At 47.2% G+C, this 17,320-nt stretch carries 14 protein-coding genes and 1 tRNA gene; 8 read left to right on the forward strand and 7 right to left on the reverse strand.

The window, feature by feature from the left end; translation table 11 throughout:
- Window positions 1-492: 492 nt before the first annotated feature.
- Window positions 493-2,520, forward strand: coding sequence for a S9 family peptidase (locus LSG37_RS08650; RefSeq protein WP_233079492.1), 2,028 nt, complete (start codon window positions 493-495; stop codon window positions 2,518-2,520).
- A gap of 69 nt (window positions 2,521-2,589) precedes the next feature.
- Here the strand turns inward: LSG37_RS08650 and fre are convergent, their stop codons facing one another.
- The 3 genes from fre to ubiD are packed head-to-tail and all read right to left on the reverse strand — an operon-like array spanning window position 2,590 to window position 5,087.
- Entirely contained in the window at window positions 2,590-3,285 is a 696-nt protein-coding gene (gene fre, locus LSG37_RS08655) for an NAD(P)H-flavin reductase (protein WP_233079493.1), read from the reverse strand.
- 15 nt (window positions 3,286-3,300) lie between these two features.
- Window positions 3,301-3,567 (reverse strand): 2Fe-2S iron-sulfur cluster-binding protein, encoded by a 267-nt coding sequence (locus tag LSG37_RS08660; protein ID WP_233079494.1) that lies wholly within the window; start codon window positions 3,565-3,567, stop codon window positions 3,301-3,303.
- An 8-nt stretch (window positions 3,568-3,575) separates the two neighbouring features.
- Window positions 3,576-5,087: a 4-hydroxy-3-polyprenylbenzoate decarboxylase gene (gene ubiD / locus LSG37_RS08665; protein WP_233079495.1), complete on the reverse strand. Its 1,512-nt coding sequence runs from the start codon at window positions 5,085-5,087 to the stop codon at window positions 3,576-3,578.
- A gap of 216 nt (window positions 5,088-5,303) precedes the next feature.
- Between ubiD and LSG37_RS08670 the strand changes: the two genes are divergently transcribed.
- Together LSG37_RS08670 and LSG37_RS08675 are read left to right on the forward strand one after the other, a co-directional pair.
- On the forward strand, window positions 5,304-6,074 hold the full coding sequence (locus tag LSG37_RS08670) for an EAL domain-containing protein (protein WP_233079496.1): 771 nt from the start codon (window positions 5,304-5,306) through the stop codon (window positions 6,072-6,074).
- A gap of 51 nt (window positions 6,075-6,125) precedes the next feature.
- Entirely contained in the window at window positions 6,126-7,298 is a 1,173-nt protein-coding gene (locus LSG37_RS08675) for a cystathionine beta-lyase (RefSeq protein WP_233079497.1), read from the forward strand.
- A gap of 57 nt (window positions 7,299-7,355) precedes the next feature.
- On the opposite strand, the gene LSG37_RS08680 is transcribed toward LSG37_RS08675, so the two are convergent.
- Window positions 7,356-8,051 carry a VC0807 family protein gene (locus tag LSG37_RS08680; protein WP_233079498.1) on the reverse strand — a complete coding sequence of 232 codons (696 nt, stop codon included), beginning with the start codon at window positions 8,049-8,051 and terminating at the stop codon, window positions 7,356-7,358.
- Window positions 8,052-8,361: 310 nt separating this feature from the next.
- Between LSG37_RS08680 and bfr (LSG37_RS08685) the strand changes: the two genes are divergently transcribed.
- Both bfr (LSG37_RS08685) and bfr (LSG37_RS08690) read left to right on the forward strand, forming a co-directional pair.
- A complete protein-coding gene (bfr, locus tag LSG37_RS08685; RefSeq protein WP_008898045.1) occupies window positions 8,362-8,838 on the forward strand; it encodes a bacterioferritin in 477 nt (158 codons plus the stop codon).
- A 2-nt stretch (window positions 8,839-8,840) separates the two neighbouring features.
- Window positions 8,841-9,308, forward strand: coding sequence for a bacterioferritin (gene bfr / locus LSG37_RS08690; RefSeq protein ID WP_233079499.1), 468 nt, complete (start codon window positions 8,841-8,843; stop codon window positions 9,306-9,308).
- A gap of 63 nt (window positions 9,309-9,371) precedes the next feature.
- On the opposite strand, the gene LSG37_RS08695 is transcribed toward bfr (LSG37_RS08690), so the two are convergent.
- A tRNA-Gly gene (locus tag LSG37_RS08695) sits at window positions 9,372-9,445 on the reverse strand.
- 58 nt (window positions 9,446-9,503) lie between these two features.
- Between LSG37_RS08695 and LSG37_RS08700 the strand changes: the two genes are divergently transcribed.
- The gene (locus LSG37_RS08700) at window positions 9,504-10,244 is read left to right on the forward strand and encodes a fumarylacetoacetate hydrolase family protein (RefSeq protein ID WP_233079500.1); all 741 of its coding nucleotides are present in this window, start codon (window positions 9,504-9,506) and stop codon (window positions 10,242-10,244) included.
- A 33-nt stretch (window positions 10,245-10,277) separates the two neighbouring features.
- The gene (locus tag LSG37_RS08705) at window positions 10,278-12,278 is read left to right on the forward strand and encodes a cation:proton antiporter (RefSeq protein WP_233079501.1); all 2,001 of its coding nucleotides are present in this window, start codon (window positions 10,278-10,280) and stop codon (window positions 12,276-12,278) included.
- Window positions 12,279-12,298: 20 nt separating this feature from the next.
- Here the strand turns inward: LSG37_RS08705 and LSG37_RS08710 are convergent, their stop codons facing one another.
- Window positions 12,299-13,435, reverse strand: a complete 1,137-nt coding sequence (locus LSG37_RS08710; protein WP_233079502.1) for an RNA polymerase sigma factor — start codon at window positions 13,433-13,435, stop codon at window positions 12,299-12,301.
- Between the two features lie 6 nt (window positions 13,436-13,441).
- On the reverse strand, window positions 13,442-14,329 hold the full coding sequence (locus tag LSG37_RS08715; protein WP_233079503.1) for an alpha/beta fold hydrolase: 888 nt from the start codon (window positions 14,327-14,329) through the stop codon (window positions 13,442-13,444).
- Between the two features lie 280 nt (window positions 14,330-14,609).
- Between LSG37_RS08715 and ppc the strand changes: the two genes are divergently transcribed.
- Complete coding sequence (gene ppc / locus LSG37_RS08720) at window positions 14,610-17,240, forward strand: phosphoenolpyruvate carboxylase (protein WP_233079504.1); 2,631 nt, start codon at window positions 14,610-14,612, stop codon at window positions 17,238-17,240.
- Window positions 17,241-17,320: the final 80 nt, after the last annotated feature.

Here is a 17,320-nt window from a genome sequence, read left to right on the forward strand (position 1 = left end):
GCCAGAAGGCCCAGTCGAAAGACTGGGCCTTTTTGCTTATTTGCGTTGCCACAGGCGGTCGCCAGGGTGAAACAGGGAAAACGGGACGCAAACAGTTTTGCGTCACGCCTGTTTCACGCCTTGAGCTCTGCGAAAGGCCGGACAAGACAGTCTGCTGTCGCCTGACCGCCCGGAATAATGTAGTTCACCGCCCCGAATTCAGGACAAATCCGCTGTTAAATGGCCGGACAAGACGGTCTGCTGTCGCCTGACCGCCCGAAATAATGTAGTTCACCGCCCCCAAATTCAGAACCGTTCCGCTTGAATTCCGAACATATTTAGCTCAACTCTCACACAAAAACCAAACCACAGCAGCCCACAAAGAACGCCCCCTGCAGTTAATTCCACCAATCCCCACCCCCAAAATACCCCCATTAGCCGCATCCCTCTGGCAATAGTCATCAAACCCAACTTAGTATCTGCTCAACCCATAATCAGAATAACGAGGTCCAGGTGCATTTATTTATTAAAACTGCGGTATTTGCGGCGATTTCAGGTATAAGTTTGAGCTCAATCGCAGCACAGCAACCGCTGCAATATGAAGATGTATTCCAGTTAGAGTTTGTGTCAGACCCTCAGATCAGCAGCGATGGCGATCAGGTCGTATTTGTGCGTAATCGTTTTGATCAGGTGCTTGATAAACGTCTTGGATCTTTATGGCTCAGTGATACGAAAACCGGTCAGTTGCGGCCTTTAGTGTCAGAACAAGCAGATATCAGCTCGCCTTTATGGTCAGAAGATGGCAAAAAACTGGCTTTTATTTCATCGGCTTCGGGTAAACAACAGATCCATATTCGCTGGATGGACAATGGTCAAAGTGGCCAAATCAGCCATTTACCAGCAACTCCTTCAGGTTTGAGCTGGTCACCAGACGGTAAGTGGCTGGCTTTTTCGATGTTTACGCCGAAAAAAGCAGTTAATCCGGTCACTTTGCCGGGTAAGCCTGAACAAAACGACTGGGCTAAAGCGCCTGTTTATATAGACACTATGCAATACAGAGCCGATGGCCGAGGCTACTTAGCTGCAGGCTATCGGCATATTTATTTGATGGCTGCTGATGGTGGTACTCCCATACAGCTCACCAGCGGTGATTTTGATCATGGCGGGGACATCAGTTGGCAAAAAGACAGTAAAGCGTTTTACTTCTCTGCCAATCGTCAATCTGACAAAAGAGCTCAGGCGCAAAATAGTGAAGTGTACAAGTTAACTATCGCTGATAAAAACCTGACCCAAGTCACTGACCGTTTTGGGCCAGATCACTCGCCCGCTTTATCTTCTGACGGCAAATGGCTGGCTTATCTGGGCTATGACGATAAAAAGCTGGCCCATCAGGCCAATCAGCTTTATGTCAAAAACCTGCAATCTGGCGAGATTAAAGCTCTTACTGCAGATTTAGACCGGGCCATTGATGGCTTTAGTTGGGACGGCGACAGTGATGCGCTTTATATTCAATATGACGATCAGGCGCAGGGCAAAATTGCCTTACAACCTCTGAGCGGAAAACGTAAAGTTCTGGTCGACCAGGTTGGTGGCGGCTCTTACAGTCGTCCTTATACTGGCGGTAGTTTTAGCGTGTCTGATGATGGCGACATTGCTTATACCCAAATGTCGACTCAGGCGCCAGCTGAACTCAGCTTATGGCAGAGTGGCAAAAAGAAACAGCTGACCGAACTGAATAAAGATTTGCAGCTATCACGTGATATAGGTGAAGTAGAAGAGTTTTGGGTGACTTCTTCTGTTGATCAGCGCAAGTTACACAGCTGGCTGATTTTGCCGCCTAACTTCGATAAAACCAAAAAATACCCACTCATACTGGAAATCCACGGTGGCCCACATACCGCTTATGGTCCTGTATTTGCGATGGAATTGCAGCTAATGGCTGCTCAGGGTTATGTAGTGTTGTATACCAACCCTCGTGGTAGCACTAGCTATGGTATGGAATTCGCCAACTTGATCCACCATAAATTCCCAAGTGAAGACTACAATGATTTGATGGATGTGGTGGACGCTACAGTGGCTAAAGGTTTTATCAATCCTGAACAACTCTTTGTGACTGGCGGCAGTGGCGGCGGTTTATTAACTAGCTGGATAGTAGGTCATACCGACAGATTTAAAGCTGCGGTAGCGGTAAACCCTGTGATTAACTGGTTTAGTTTTGTATTGAATGCCGATATGTACAACTACTTCAGCCAGTACTGGTTTCCTGGCATGCCATGGGAGAAACCAGAGCATTACCTGAAACATTCACCCATCAGTTATGTGGGCAATGTCAAAACTCCAACCATGCTGATGACGGGCGAAGCAGATCACCGCACCCCTATTTCTGAAACTGAACAGTTTTATCAGGCGCTGCAATTAAGGGGTATAGAAACCGCTATGGTAAGGATCCCAGGTGCTTCGCATGGCATTCATATCAGACCCAGTAATATGATGGCAAAGCCTGCTTATATCACCTACTGGTTTAACAAATATAAAAAGTAGAGTTTTGTAGCTGTAATTAAAAAGGGCCATTTTTAATAAAGCGGCCCTTTTGTTTTTTTAGGGTATTACTCAGATATAAGCAAAAGCGTCAGCAAACATTCGTTCGCGTTTGGCACCTTGTTCTAGGAAAGCGTCCCGTACTACACCCACCATAGGGAAAGGGCCGGCGATATAAATATCGTATGCATCCAGCGAAACAAAATCATCCAGCACCGCCTGATGCACTAAACCAGAACGGCCTTGCCAGTTATCTGTTGGGCTTTGGACTACTGGCATCAACTTATAATCATGGTAAGTGGCTGCCCATTGCTGCAATTCTGGCATATGGTACAAAGCTTCCTCGTGACGTACCCCCCAATATAAAAACACTGGTCTTTTCACACCTGCAGCTGCTATCGCCTGCGCAATGCTGTAGATATAAGAAAAGCCTGTGCCGCCAGCCAGCAATAAAATAGGGTTATGACTGTCTTCACGCCAGAATGCCTGACCTAAACCCACTTCTACAGTCACTTCATCGTTGCTTTGCAGATGTGATAACGCCTGACCTGAATATTGATCCGCAACTGCACCGCCAATATGTAGTTCCAGTTGATCCTGTACTGGAATAGAAGCAACAGAAAAAGGCCGCTTGTCTTGATCTGTTAAGCACAGCTGCAAATATTGGCCAGGTTTAAATTCAACCTTCTGTTGTGGCGTCAGCAGTATCTGGTGCACTCCTGAAGTTAAGGGTTGAATTTTGTCGACGGTACAAATCACTTTGGTCATGAATAATCCTGCGGCTTAGCCACGAATAAAAGGGTGGTGTAAGGTCAGATCTGACTCGGCATAAGCCAGACAACAATAGGTAAATTTTTGCTCTTTATCCATATCAGACAAAGGTTCGGGTGGCAGATAAGACACAGAGCCGGAGCGCAGGCGACAAACACAAGAGGTACAAACCCCCTGTTTGCAACGAAACGGAAAGTCGATGCCATGGCGTAATGCCGCATCGAGAATAGTTTCGTTGCTGTCTACCTGAAAACTCAGGCCACTTGGTTGTATTGTCACCTGATGGCTCATTTTTGGCCTGGCACTTTTAGCGCAGCAACTGCTTGTTCTGCAGGCATTATGCCCAGTTCAGCCCAGATATCATCTACTTTGGCTTTGACTGCCGGATCCATCACTATAGGTTCACCCCATTCGCGGGTTGTTTCGCCAGGCCATTTATTGGTGGCGTCTAAGCCCATTTTGGAGCCTAAACCCGATACCGGCGAAGCAAAGTCAAGATAATCGATTGGCGTGTTTTCTATTAAGGTCGTATCACGCGCTGGATCCATGCGCGTGGTGATAGCCCAAATCACATCCTGCCAGTCGCGCGCATTGATATCGTCGTCACAGACAATGACAAATTTGGTGTACATAAACTGGCGTAGGAAAGACCAGACGCCCATCATCACGCGTTTAGCATGACCAGGGTACTGTTTCTTCATGGTCACTACAGCCATACGGTAGGAACAACCTTCTGGCGGCAGATAAAAGTCGACAATTTCCGGAAATTGTTTTTGCAAAATAGGCACAAAAACTTCGTTCAGCGCCACACCTAAAATCGCAGGCTCATCTGGTGGACGGCCTGTGTAAGTGCTGTGGTAAATCGGATTTTCTCTGTGGGTGATATGAGTCACGGTAAACACAGGAAAGGAATCTACTTCGTTGTAATAGCCGGTGTGATCGCCATAAGGACCTTCAGGCGCCATTTCACCCGGCTCAATATAGCCTTCCAGCACATATTCAGCAGTGGCTGGTACTTGTAAATCATTGCTGATACAACGGGTTACTTCAGTATTATCGCCACGCAATAAGCCAGCAAAGGCATATTCAGATAAGGTATCAGGCACAGGAGTGACAGCGCCTAAAATGGTGGCCGGGTCGGCACCTAAAGCAACAGCGACCGGAAAACGCTGACCTGGATTAGCTTTTTGCCATTCTAAAAAGTCTAAAGCGCCACCACGATGCGATAACCAGCGCATAATGACTTTGTTTTTCCCCAGCACTTGCTGGCGGTAAATACCTAAATTCTGCCGCTCTTTATGTGGGCCTTTAGTGACTGTTAAACCCCAGGTGATCAAAGGTGCTGCATCGCCGGGCCAGCAGGTCATCACCGGAATTTTGGTTAAATCTACCTGATCGCCAGAAAGCACTACTTGCTGGCAAGGAGCTCGTTTTACTTCTTTGGCAGGCATATTCAGTACTTGTTTGAAAATAGAAAACTTGCTGAAGGCGTCTTTCAAACCTTTTGGTGGTTCTGGTTCTTTCAAAAAGGCCAGCAACTTTCCAACTTCACGTAAAGCAGCGACATCGGTCTGGCCCATACCTAAAGCAACACGCTCTGGTGTACCAAATAAATTAGCCAGCACCGGAACATCAAAACCTTTTGGGTTTTCAAATAACAAAGCAGGGCCACGGGCACGTAAGGTGCGGTCAGCGATTTCGGTCATTTCCAGATAAGGATCGATTTCCATCGAAATTCGTTTGAGCAATCCACGTTGCTCCAGCTGACTGATAAAGTCACGCAGGTCTTTGTATTTCATAAGGCTCTGGCTCTGCTTAGTGTGGGGCTATTATACATGGCTGGTATAGGCAAACCAGCCTGTGCTGCTTTGTGGTTATGACCAATACGAAGCAAAGGGCAGATAAGACCAATCTACTGTCGTCACGTGTCATCTTCATCTGGACGCAGTTAACTTGCGTTTCGACTGCTTCGTCATCTAATGTGGTATATAAAAGCTCATGATGGAGTCAGTTTTATGGATTTTCCTGAACAAATTAAACAACAAAGCTGCATGGATTGTTTAAGTGGCCAGTCACTTGGTTTTGAAATCCGTATGGCATTTCAGCCTATTATCGACTGGTCAATGCAAGACATTATCGGCTATGAAGCGCTAGTCCGCGGCCCTGAAGGCCAGGGCGCTGGCTGGGTGTTTGAGCAAATTAACGACAGCAACAAATACTATTTTGACCAGGCCTGCCGAGTCAAAGCGATAGAAACTGCAGCTAAACTAGGTTTGAAAAAGCTGTTAAGTATCAACTTTTTACCAAATGCCGTTTATAACCCCGAAACCTGCATCCGCGCCACTATTGAAGCGGGTGATCTGTTTGGTTTTGATATCACTCAAATTATGTTTGAAGTGACAGAAGGTGAGCAGATTATCGATCAAGGCAAGCTGAAACGTATTTTCGAAAGTTATGCCAAGCGGGGTTTTATCACAGCAATAGATGATTTTGGCTCAGGCTATGCTGGCTTAGCTTGGTTAACCTCGCTGCGGCCCGCTGTATTGAAGTTGGATATGGGCTTAATACGGGATATTGATCAGGACACAGTCAAACAAGCTGTGCTGAAAGGCATTTTAACCGTCTGCTGTGAACTCGGTACCAAAGTGCTGGCCGAAGGCGTTGAGAGTAAAGCCGAACTGGATTATCTGGTCGGTGCCGGTATCAATTGGTATCAGGGCTATTACTTTGCTAAACCTCAACTAGAAAAGCTGTTAACTCATTCAGAAATCAACGGCTGGCGCTAAGCTGAAAAAAACTGTAGATTATCAGACATCTGGATGTCTAAGGTGTTCTTCATGAAAAAAGCGACTCAACTGATCCATGCTGGTCGTGGCAAGGAATGGACAGGATCTGCCGTTAACCCGCCTGTGGTGCGAGCCTCGACTATTGTTTTTGATACGATGGCAGAGCTGAAACATGCCACAGCACATCGTGGTGACAGGGTGCCTTATTATGGCCGTCGTGGCACCGCCACTCATTTCGCACTGCAGGATGCTATTTGCGATCTGGAGGGCTCAGCTGGTTGTGCTTTATACCCTTGTGGTGCAGCTGCTATTAACGCCGCTTTATTGTGTTTCTTAAAGCAGGGGGATCATCTCTTAATGGTCGACACCGCCTATGAACCGACCCGCGCTATTTGCGACAAGTTACTGGCAGGTTTAGGCATAGAAACTACCTATTACGACCCTTTGATTGGTGCTGGTATCAGCGCCTTAGTGAAACCCAATACCAAAGTTATTTTTCTGGAATCTCCAGGTTCTCTGACTATGGAACTACAGGATATTCCTGCCATAAGCACTGTAGCGAAAGCGCATCACATAGTGTTGATGCTGGACAATACCTGGGGTACACCTTTGTTATTGGATGCCTATGGTCTGGGTGTAGATGTCTGTATTCAATCAGCTACTAAATACATAGTGGGGCACTCAGATGCCATGCTGGGTATTGCCACGGCCAATGAACAGCATTGGCCTCAACTGCGTGAACATAGCTACCTGATGGGATATTGTGCCTCAGCCGATGATGCCTATCTAGCCAGCCGTGGTTTACGGACCTTAAAAGTGCGTTTAGCTCAGCATGAAGCTAATGCATTGAAAATCGCGAAATGGTTACAACAAAGACCAGAAGTGGAAACTGTGCGTCATCCTGCTTTATCTGAAAACCCTGGGTACGCTATTTTCCAACGTGATTTTTCCGGTAGCAATGGCTTGTTTTCTTTTGTGTTAAAACAAGGGGATGCCAAAGCTATTGCGGCTTTTATTGAAGGTATGGAACATTTTAAAATGGGTTTTTCCTGGGGCGGTTACGAGAGCCTGATTATTCCAAACTTAAATATTCAGAAACTCAGAACAGCCAGCAGTTGGCCTTACAGCGGGCCTTTAATTCGTTTGCATATTGGCTTGGAAGATACGGAAGATTTAATTGCCGACTTAGCTGCTGCCTTTGAGCGTTTTAATAGCGTGATTTAAGCAGCTGCTTTGATAGACAAAAGGCGCTGTTTTTGCAGCGCCTGCTATTGAATGGTTTTACTGGCGTAAAAAAGACTCGATGCTTTCGCCTGTTACTTTGCCAATTTGACTGAACAGATACCAAATGGCGACCATCAACATAATGGTGCAAGGCAAGGCGATCACAGGAAAACTAAGAGCAGTCATTTTTGCCAGCTCTTCGTTAAATGCCGCTGTACCGGGTGCACTAACCAGCAAGTATTTGGCCAAACCATAGTTCAGAATCGACGACACCACAAAAGAGCCTGCCACCAGATAAGCACAGTTCTGTAATTTAGCGGCGAAAAGTTGTTCCGCATTGTTTGCTTTTAAACTGGCTTCCAGCTTGGTTAAATCCATTAGTTCGTCATTTAACAGGATCTTTTGTACCAACGGGTATTTACTGCGTTGACTGATTAAAACAGCCAAAGCAATTAAACCTGGTACAGCAGCTTCTTTTATCGCTATGTAGGCTGGATCCAGCTGCAATAAGCTGATGCCGCCTGTCAGCAATACACTAACTACACCCAATACGGATAAGAAGTTCACCTTTTTGCTTTGCTGTAATTCCCACAAACCAAAACCCAAGGGGAAAGCCAAAGCGACCACTAAAGCCCAAACAGGCCCGAGCTGATGTTCTTCACTGAGTTTACTTAAAATCAGCGTAGGGATAACGATGTTAAAAAGCAGGTTTACTAAAAACCCGGATGACTTTTTCTTTTCTGTCTGACTCATAAATGCTACCGATGCTGCCTGTTTTACTATAACCGCTGCTTACTGTAGCCCGAGTATATCTGATTTAACCGCTGTTACGCAGTATCACGCTGAACAGCGCTGCAGGCTCGATGGAAAGGCTGGCGCAGCAGACTAGATTAGCAAAAGCTCTAAACTACTGATTTGCTGAACATTGTAAAAACTTAGCAAGAACTCTGGCACTAAAACGAACTATTCTCAATGGCATCTTATTGATTTTATTGGTTTTTTCTTGAGTTTGTCAGCATTTGGACTACAATAAGCACAGTTTTTGAATTTGCAGGTACCAGTTATGAAAGGCCAACCTTTAGTGCTCGCTAAACTTAATGAGGTGCTGACCTCTGAGTTAACGTCCATTAACCAGTATTTTTTACATGCCCGTATTTATAAAAACTGGGGTTTGGCTCAGTTGAATTCGGTTTGTTATAAAAAATCGATCAAAGACATGAAACAGGCTGACGAGCTGATTGAGCGTATTTTGTTCCTGGAAGGCCTGCCTAACCTGCAAGCTTTAGGCAAATTACGTATAGGTGAAGACACCGAAGAAATGCTGCAGTGTGATCTGGATTTCCAGTACGACCAGCTGCCTTTATTACGTGACGCTATCAAACTGTGCGAACAGCATCAGGATTACATCAGCCGTGAATTGCTGCAGGAAATTCTGGAGCACGAAGAAGAGCATGTGGACTGGATAGACACTCAACAGCAACAAATTACGCTGGTAGGTCTGGAAAATTATCTGCAAAGCCAAATGGGTTCAGGAGACTAAGAATGAAAGGTAATACACAGGTTATTGCAGCCTTAAACGAGCTGCTGTCGAATGAACTCAGCGCCATGGATCAGTATTTTATTCATTCCCGTATGTATCACGATTGGGGATTACACAAATTATTTGAGCGCATCGATCACGAAGTCACGGATGAAAAAGCTCATGCTGCTGCGCTGATTGAACGTATTTTATTTTTAGAAGGTACACCGGATTTATCCAAACGTGATCCTTTGCAGGTAGGTACTGATGTACCTTCTATGTTGCAGAATGACTTAAATGTTGAGTATTCGGTAGGTGCTTTGCTGAAGAAAACCATAGCTTTATGTGAATCTGTGCAGGACTACGTGACCCGCGATTTGCTGATGACCTTGCTGGACGACACAGAAAACGATCACGCCCATTGGCTGGAACAACAGCTGCGCCTGATCAAGCTGATTGGTTTGCCAAACTATATTCAGTCGCAAATCTAAGGCTGTTGTCTGTCTGCCAAAAAGCACCTTCGGGTGCTTTTTCGGTTTAAAGCTGCCTGAAGCTGGAGCGGGTGGCGGGAATCGAACCCGTGTCTAAAGCTTGGGAAGCTTTCATTCTGCCATTGAACTACACCCGCATGCGGCTTAAAGTACAAAGCCCTGTAGATACTGTCAACAAAGCTTGAAGGATACCGCGTGACTCCAGAACAAATTCAACAATCTGCGGCCTGGCTGGCAGATTATCGCCGTCGTGGTGAAGCCGCGCCTTTATTGCCGGCAGAGCTGCGTCCTACGTCATTGGCTGAAGCTTTTGCTATCCAGCAGTGGCTGTTTATTGAGTTGGACTTGCCAGTTGTCGGTTGGAAAGCCGGTCTGCCCGGGCCTGATAAATGGGTGTTGGCACCTATAGCTAGTGTGCAGCAAGGTGAACTTTGCCTGTTTGAGCAAAAGTCAGAGCAGTACAGTATTGAGCCTGAACTGGCATTTTTGCTGTCGACCGATTTACCTGCCCGTCATGAACCTTATAGCGAAGCTGAGATCAAAGCAGCCATTGCTGCCACTCATTTGGCGCTTGAGCTGATTATCCGGCCTTACAAAGCCGATGCTGACGCAGAGTTTTTTGACCAACTGGCGGCTGGTTTATTTAATCAGGGTTTATATATAGGCCCTGCTTTAGCTGAAGAATCTTTATCAGAAAAGTTTGAGCTGGTGCTGGAGTATTCAGGCCAGCAACAGAAGTTTGATGCTCAGCATCCAAATCTGGACCCGCTATTGCCTTTGTATTGGCTGGTGAATCATTTAAGTCAGCAAGGTATTGGTTTAAAACAAGGTCAATGGGTGATCACTGGCTCTTATGCTGGTGTACTGACTATTCCTGCTGAGCAACCTATTACTTTAACCTTTATGGGTTATCCTGCTTTATCCTTCAGAACCTGATTGCAGGTTTGTTAGCACAAAGAGAATGTATTGATGTTTCCTATTAAAGATCCGGTGCTGGTTTTTGCTTTGGTGGCGGCGTTGATGTTGCTGGCGCCTATTGTGATGGCGCGTTACCGTTTACCCGGCATGATTGGTTTATTGTTTGCTGGTGCTGTGCTTGGCCCTAACGCCCTGAATGTGTTGGCCCGAGATCAGTCTTTTGTACTTTTTGGCACTGTGGGTTTGTTGTACATCATGTTTACCGCCGCACTTGAAATTGATATGGCGAAGTTAAAAAAGTACAAAACTCATAGCATAGTCTTTGGTTTATTAACTTTTGCTATTCCGCAAAGTGTAGGGACAGGAGTCGGACTGTTGTTTGGCTTCGACTGGCCAGCCGCTATTTTGCTCGGCAGTATGTTTGCTTCTCATACTTTGTTGGCTTATCCCATTGCTAGTCGGCTTGGCGTATCAAGAAATCAGGCGGTAACAGCTGCTGTCGGCGGTACTATTTTAACCGATACCTTAGCTTTGCTGGTGCTGGCCGTAATAGCCGGCATGACCAGAGGCGAAATGAACGACATTTTTTGGTACAAACTTGGTGTGTCGTTGTCTTTGTATGTCGCGCTAATACTTTTTGGTTTGCCATGGCTCGCTCGTTGGTTTTTCCGCAATGTGGGCGGCGATGGGGTCGCTGAGTTTGTGTTTGTATTGGCGATGGTGTTCTTGTGTGCCAGCTTGTCTCATCTTGCCGGAGCTGAGCCTATAGTAGGTGCTTTTTTAGCTGGCTTGGCTTTAAACCGTTTAATTCCTCACAACGGCACCCTGATGAACCGTATTCAGTTCACTGGTGAAGCTATTTTTATTCCTTTTTTCCTGCTTTCTGTGGGGATGCTGCTGGACTTAAGTGTATTTTTTGGCGGAGTTAGAGCCTGGCTTATTGCCTTTGCCATGGTCATCACTGTTATTTCCACTAAATGGCTGGCGGCGCAGGCCACCCGATTATTTTTAGGTTACAGCAACGATCAGGCAAAAGTCGTGTTTGGTTTAAGCGTCGCTCAGGCGGCTGCTACTCTGGCTGCAACTATAGTGGGCCACGAAATCGGCTTGTTTGATGAGACTGTAGTCAATGGCGCTATTCTGATGATTCTGGTGACTTGTTTCTTGGCACCACTGATGGTGGACCGTTACGGCAGAAAAATGGCTATTGCCAATCAGCAGGATGATGGAGATACCGACATACGGCAACAACGTATCATAGTTGCGTTAGCGGATCAGGCTCAGAGCGGGGAGTTGTTAGAGCTGGCTCGCCTGTTGCGTGATCCACAGCATGCGCAACCTGTTTATCCTCTGACTGTAGTACCTGATACGGACAGCACCAAAGATAGGGTTAAGCTGGCAACTGCAATAGTGGATCAGGCGGTTAAGTCTCTTGCTGAATCCGAGGTGCCCGCTATGCCTGTCACGCGTCTGGATTTAAATATCACGGATGGCATTATGCGTTCCCGCAAGGAGCTGAATGGTTCAGAGTTGATTGTTGGCTGGAGTGAACACACTACTGCTCCAGAGTATTTGTTTGGTTCTATGCTGGAAAAATTACTTGCTGACCGCCACTACACTTTATTAGTCAGCCGAACCCGACATCCATGGCAAACCTGTAATCGTTTATTCTGGTGTTTACCCAATCATGCAGAGTCTGAGCATGGATTTATTGAAGCTGTAGCTTTGGTGCGTCGTCTTTGTCAGCAATTAGGCGTTAGCCTTAGTCTGGTGATACAAAATGTACAACAGGAAAAAATAGCGAAAAAACTGAAACAGCTCAAAGTGACAGATGAAGTCAGTTATCTGGTTGTGCCTGCAGAGCAAAGCTTGCTTTCAGTACTACAGGAGCATGGCGCATCTGATCAACTGATTGTCAGCTATGGCGTCAGGCAAGGGGGGCTGGCATGGCATTCGTCATTACAAGAGCTGCCTGCCAACATAGCGGCTGAGTTTCCTAACGCAAATTTACTGGTGATTTATCCGGCTGAACCAGAAGAGGCGCACGAATAAAAAAGCGCTGGCGCTGGTGATCACCAGTGCCAGCGGCCACTTTGCATCAGGCCATAAATCAAGCCAAATAAACCAGCGCTAAAACCTGCAGTCATGCCCAGCACACACCAAAGTGCATTTTTTCGTTTTACTCTGGCATGCTCTGCGGCATCCGGGTATTGCCGTTGCAGACGAGGGCTGATGATTTGCTGCAATTGTAGCTGGCTATAGATCAGTCCGGCTATCATCAGCACAAAAGCGGAGACTGGAGCCCAGGCGCCGCTGGTCAGTTCGTAAGCTGCTGTTAATAGCAGTCCTGATAACAACACCCAAACAATGGTTTTGTTACGTAAGGCTCTTAATGCAGCTTTTTCATCCTCACTATCGGCTTTTTTTAGTACGGCTCGCATGCCGAAGACCACTCCAGCCACAGCAGCCAAAGCTCCTATCATGGCACCACCCAGCAGCACTGCAATTTTGGCCAGCCAGCCACTTTGTTGTGCTGCAACAGAAACTGAAGTCGCAGCAGCGACAGGAGGTGCAGCGCTGGTCAGTGCTGCTGCTATCACAGCACTGAAACCTAAACCTGGTGCTGTGCTTAGTACCAGTTGACCGTAACGCGCCAGTAAGCTGTCTTTTAATTGCTCACGCACTCTGGATAGTTTTTTCCGCACGTTGGCGTCACTTAACCCCAATAAATCCGCCACTTGCTGGCTGGATTGCTCCTCCCGGTAATAAAGTAAAACGATTTCCCGGCTGTCTTCCGGTAACTGGCTGATAAAGTCCTGCATAATAATTTGCTGCTGCTCACGCTCAAGCAGCTCTTGCATTGAAGCCGCCGGGTCGGCGAAGTTTTCCAACAGGCTTTCCGCTTCTTCACCCAGCACTTTTTGTTTTACTTTGTTATCCCGCAGGTAGTTGTAACTGCGGTGCCTGGTCATTTGGCGGACCCAGGGTAAAAAGCTGGCTGGTTCGCGCAAGCTGCCTAACTGGTGCCAGATATAAATAAACACCTCTTGTGCTACTTCTTCGCTGGTATCTAAATCTTTCACTATCGCCAAAGCTATGCCGGTGACCGTATGGCGGCACTGGCTGATCAGGCGTTCAAAGGCGTAGCGATCGCCCGCTGTGGCTGCAATCACGTCAGGTAATAATTTCTGTTCCACTGTAGTTAACATTTTTTATTATTCCTTTATAAAATCAGTGATATGCGCCAACAGCCACTCCGGCTGATCCCACATAATAAAATGCCGCGCCTGCCAATTAAAGTCCAGCTTCGCCTGTGCAATAGTGTTAATTTGTTGTTGATATAAAGCCTGAACCGCAGGGCGCATAGCGTCCGAAGGCAAAGCACCACCAGCTCCTAACAGCAATACAGGTTGTTGAATTTTATGCACTTCGCTGCGCAAGTCTGTAGTGAGTAGTTCAGCTATGACAGCCCCTACTGTGGCTGGATCGGACTGCCCCGCCATTTCTGTGATTATTGCGGCATGTTCTGCACTGCTGACCTGAACAGCTATGCCTTGTTTGGTGCTTTCTGCCAACTGGTCCGTCGTCATTTGCTGATAATACTGCTGCATCATCTTAGCCTGTGGCAACATTTGCGCCACTGTGGTGTTGCTGTCGCGGCTAAAAACCGGAGCCAGATAAGGCAAGCCATCCACTGCTATAATTTTTCCGGTCAGTTGCGGGTAAGAGCTGGCCAGCTGAAAGGCCAAAAACGCTCCCATGCTATGGCCAATCAATACAGGTTTCTGTAACTGATGCTGCTGAATATAAGCGGCCAGTTCCTGAGTGACTTGCGTTAGTTTCAGTGGGCTGGTCAAAGCCTTGGTCCCGGCAAAACCTGCGATGTTGATTTGATGTAACTGGTGATCCGCTTTTAGCTCTGTAACCAGTTGCTGCCATACCCGCTGATCAGACATCAGGCCAGGGATCAAAATAATAGCCTTGCCCTGGCCTTCCACCTGCACCTGAAAGCTTGGCTCAGGCATTTCATCAGCTTTAAGGCTTTGACTTGTGACTATAAATGCTGTGGAACACAGCAGAATAAGCAGGTACTTTTTAAACATAAAGGTCACTCCTGAAGGTTGGTGAAGCTGCGCATTTCTGCAGCACTTCTACCAAGTACCTTGGGCTTTGTAGTTTGTGACAGAGTTCTGCATAAATATTTCAGACTTCTAAACTTCTGGCTTTCTATTTTGTTGGTCGTTTTGTAATCTGTCAGGCTTGAGCACCAAACAAATACCCGTTAGGGTGGATCAGAAAGCTGTAAAGAGAACGATAGCTACAAAGATAACGATAGAAAAAGTGCAGAACAAACTGCAGGCAGTGCAACGAGGAGAGTGGGTGATGTCGCAATATGCTGCCTTGAGGGCAAATGTCGGATTGTTGGGCACCCAGTTGGGTGACACCATACGCAATCAATTAGGTGATGCAGTTTTAGAACGTATTGAACAAATTCGTGCTTTAGCCAAAGAAGCAAGGCAGGGCACAGAGCTGCAGGATCAGCAATTAAAACAAGTGCTGGCCAGTTTAACGGATCAGGAAATTCTGCCAGTGGCCCGTGCTTTTGCGCAGTTTTTAAATCTGGCCAACTTAGCAGAGCAGCACCATACCATTAGTAAAGCAGGCCGTGCTTCTATTGAAAAACCAGAACCAGTAGCCGAATTACTGCAACTGTTGCAGGATAAAGAGATCAGTAAAAACCGGATTGAACAGGCCGTTGCTGACCTGTCGATTGAGCTGGTGCTGACTGCACATCCAACAGAAGTCACCCGCCGTACTCTTATTCATAAACTAACGGAAATTGCGGCCTGCTTAGCGGAGCTGGAGCAGGATTTATTACCTTTACAGCAGCAAAAAACAGAAAACCGTCTGTATCAGCTGATCACGCAGGCCTGGCATACCAATGAAATTCGAGAACAGCGACCCACACCTGTAGATGAAGCAAAATCCGGTTTTGCCGTGATTGAAACTTCACTTTGGGACGCGGTGCCAGAATTTATTCGTGAACTTGATACGGCACTGATCCCAGTGCTGGGGCATGGCCTGGCTTTAGATGCCACACCTATTCGTTTTTCATCCTGGATGGGAGGCGACAGAGACGGGAATCCTTTTGTGACCGCCAAAGTCACGCGTCAGGTGCTGTTATTAAGCCGTTGGAAAGCGGCCGATTTATTCAGCCGTGATCTGGATGTATTGGCCAACGAGCTGTCTATGGATCAGGTCAATGATGCTTTGCGTGCTGTAGTTGGGGACGCATCAGAGCCTTATCGTAAGTTACTGAAAGACTTCCGCCATAAGTTGTTGCACACCAGAGACTGGCTGACCGAAGCCTTAAAGCACGACAGGTTACAACGCCCTGACGATCTGATTTGGCACAATGAGCAACTGCTGGAACCTTTGCTGCTGTGTTATCAGTCCTTACTCGATTGCAAAATGCAGGTGGTGGCAGAAGGTTTACTGAAAGACACCATCCGCCGCGCTTATGCCTTTGGTTTAACCTTGCTGAAGCTGGATGTGCGGCAGGAATCGGGCCGTCACACTGCAGTGTTCAGCGAGTTTACCCGTTATCTGGGTATTGGTGATTATGCTGACTGGGATGAACCTGCCCGCCAGGCCTTTTTACTGAACGAGCTGAGCAGTAAGCGGCCATTGTTCCCACGTAATTGGCAACCCAGCCCTGACGTCAAAGAAGTGCTGGATACTTGCGACATAGTGGCTCGTCATGGCGCTGAAGCTTTATCCACTTATGTGATTTCAATGGCGGGTAAACCCTCAGATGTGTTGGCTGTGCAGTTATTGCTGAAAGACGCTGGTATTAGCTTCCCTATGCCTGTCGCGCCTTTGTTTGAAACCCTGGCCGATTTAACCAACGCACCAGAATGTATCAGTAAGCTGTTGGCCATTGACTGGTACAGAGGTTATATCAATGGCCGGCAGGAAGTCATGATCGGTTATTCGGACTCAGCCAAAGATGCCGGCGCTTTTGCAGCCGCATGGGCACAGTACAGTGCGCAGGAAGCTTTAGTGGCTATTTGCCAGCAAGCCAAAGTGCAACTGACGCTATTCCACGGTCGTGGCGGTACTATAGGCCGTGGTGGTGGTCCTGCTCATGCCGCTATTTTATCTCAGCCGCCGGGATCACTCGCTGGTGGTTTGCGGGTGACAGAGCAAGGCGAGATGATCCGCTTTAAATTTGGTTTAACTGGCTTAGCAAAGCGTAGTCTGGCTTTGTATGCCAGTGCTGTACTGGAAGGGGTGTTATTGCCACCACCAGTGCCGGAGCAAAGCTGGCGTGAGCTGATGCAACAACTGGCAACAGTCTCCTGTGAAGCTTACCGTGCCGTCGTGCGGCATCACCCGGATTTTGTGCCTTATTTCCGCGCTGCTACGCCAGAGCTGGAGTTAGGGCAGCTACCGCTGGGCAGCCGTCCGCCAAAACGTAATCCAAATGGTGGTGTCGAGAGTTTACGTGCTATTCCATGGATTTTTGCCTGGTCGCAAAACCGGTTGATGTTACCAGCCTGGTTAGGGGCTGGCAGCGCTTTGGCTGTTGTTGTGGAACAGGGCAAAACAGAACTGCTGGCGCAAATGCGGGCGAAGTGGCCGTTTTTCGCGACCCGCTTGTCGATGCTGGAAATGGTGTATTTAAAAGCCGATGCTGAAATAGCCGCCTACTACGATGAAAAACTGGTGCCAGAAGCTTTGCTGCCTTTAGGTCAGCAATTACGTGATCAACTGGCCGCAGATACAGCCTTGCTGTTGAAGTTGATTCAAAGCGATACGCTGATGGCGAAAGAGGCCTGGATCCGTGAATCCATTATGCTACGAAATACCTATGTCGACCCGCTGCATATTTTGCAGGTGGAGTTGTTAAATCGGGTCAGGCATGAGCCTGAAACGGTTAACGACAGCATTAAGCGGGCTTTGATGGTGACTATCGCTGGTATTGCAGCCGGGATGCGTAACTCGGGTTAAGAGGCTGTTTTCAAATGCGTCGCAACAACGTTCCTGACAGTTGCGACATACCGTACATCCTGTACATAAAAAAGGGCATA

Origin of the sequence: Rheinheimera soli (assembly GCF_021290985.1) — a bacterium.
Classification (GTDB): Bacteria; Pseudomonadota; Gammaproteobacteria; order Enterobacterales; family Alteromonadaceae; genus Pararheinheimera; species Pararheinheimera soli.

What these genes read in the sequence shown, in the direction of transcription:
- LSG37_RS08675 (WP_233079497.1), top strand. Translation starts at nt 6,126, where the DNA reads ATGAAAAAAGCGACTCAACTGATCCATGCTGGTCGTGGCAAGGAATGG.
- ppc (WP_233079504.1), top strand. Translation starts at nt 14,610, where the DNA reads ATGTCGCAATATGCTGCCTTGAGGGCAAATGTCGGATTGTTGGGCACC.
- LSG37_RS08710 (WP_233079502.1), bottom strand. Translation starts at nt 13,435, where the DNA reads ATGTTAACTACAGTGGAACAGAAATTATTACCTGACGTGATTGCAGCC.
- LSG37_RS08680 (WP_233079498.1), bottom strand. Translation starts at nt 8,051, where the DNA reads ATGAGTCAGACAGAAAAGAAAAAGTCATCCGGGTTTTTAGTAAACCTG.
- bfr (WP_233079499.1), top strand. Translation starts at nt 8,841, where the DNA reads ATGAAAGGTAATACACAGGTTATTGCAGCCTTAAACGAGCTGCTGTCG.
- LSG37_RS08705 (WP_233079501.1), top strand. Translation starts at nt 10,278, where the DNA reads ATGTTTCCTATTAAAGATCCGGTGCTGGTTTTTGCTTTGGTGGCGGCG.
- bfr (WP_008898045.1), top strand. Translation starts at nt 8,362, where the DNA reads ATGAAAGGCCAACCTTTAGTGCTCGCTAAACTTAATGAGGTGCTGACC.
- LSG37_RS08670 (WP_233079496.1), top strand. Translation starts at nt 5,304, where the DNA reads ATGGATTTTCCTGAACAAATTAAACAACAAAGCTGCATGGATTGTTTA.
- fre (WP_233079493.1), bottom strand. Translation starts at nt 3,285, where the DNA reads ATGACCAAAGTGATTTGTACCGTCGACAAAATTCAACCCTTAACTTCA.
- LSG37_RS08715 (WP_233079503.1), bottom strand. Translation starts at nt 14,329, where the DNA reads ATGTTTAAAAAGTACCTGCTTATTCTGCTGTGTTCCACAGCATTTATA.
- ubiD (WP_233079495.1), bottom strand. Translation starts at nt 5,087, where the DNA reads ATGAAATACAAAGACCTGCGTGACTTTATCAGTCAGCTGGAGCAACGT.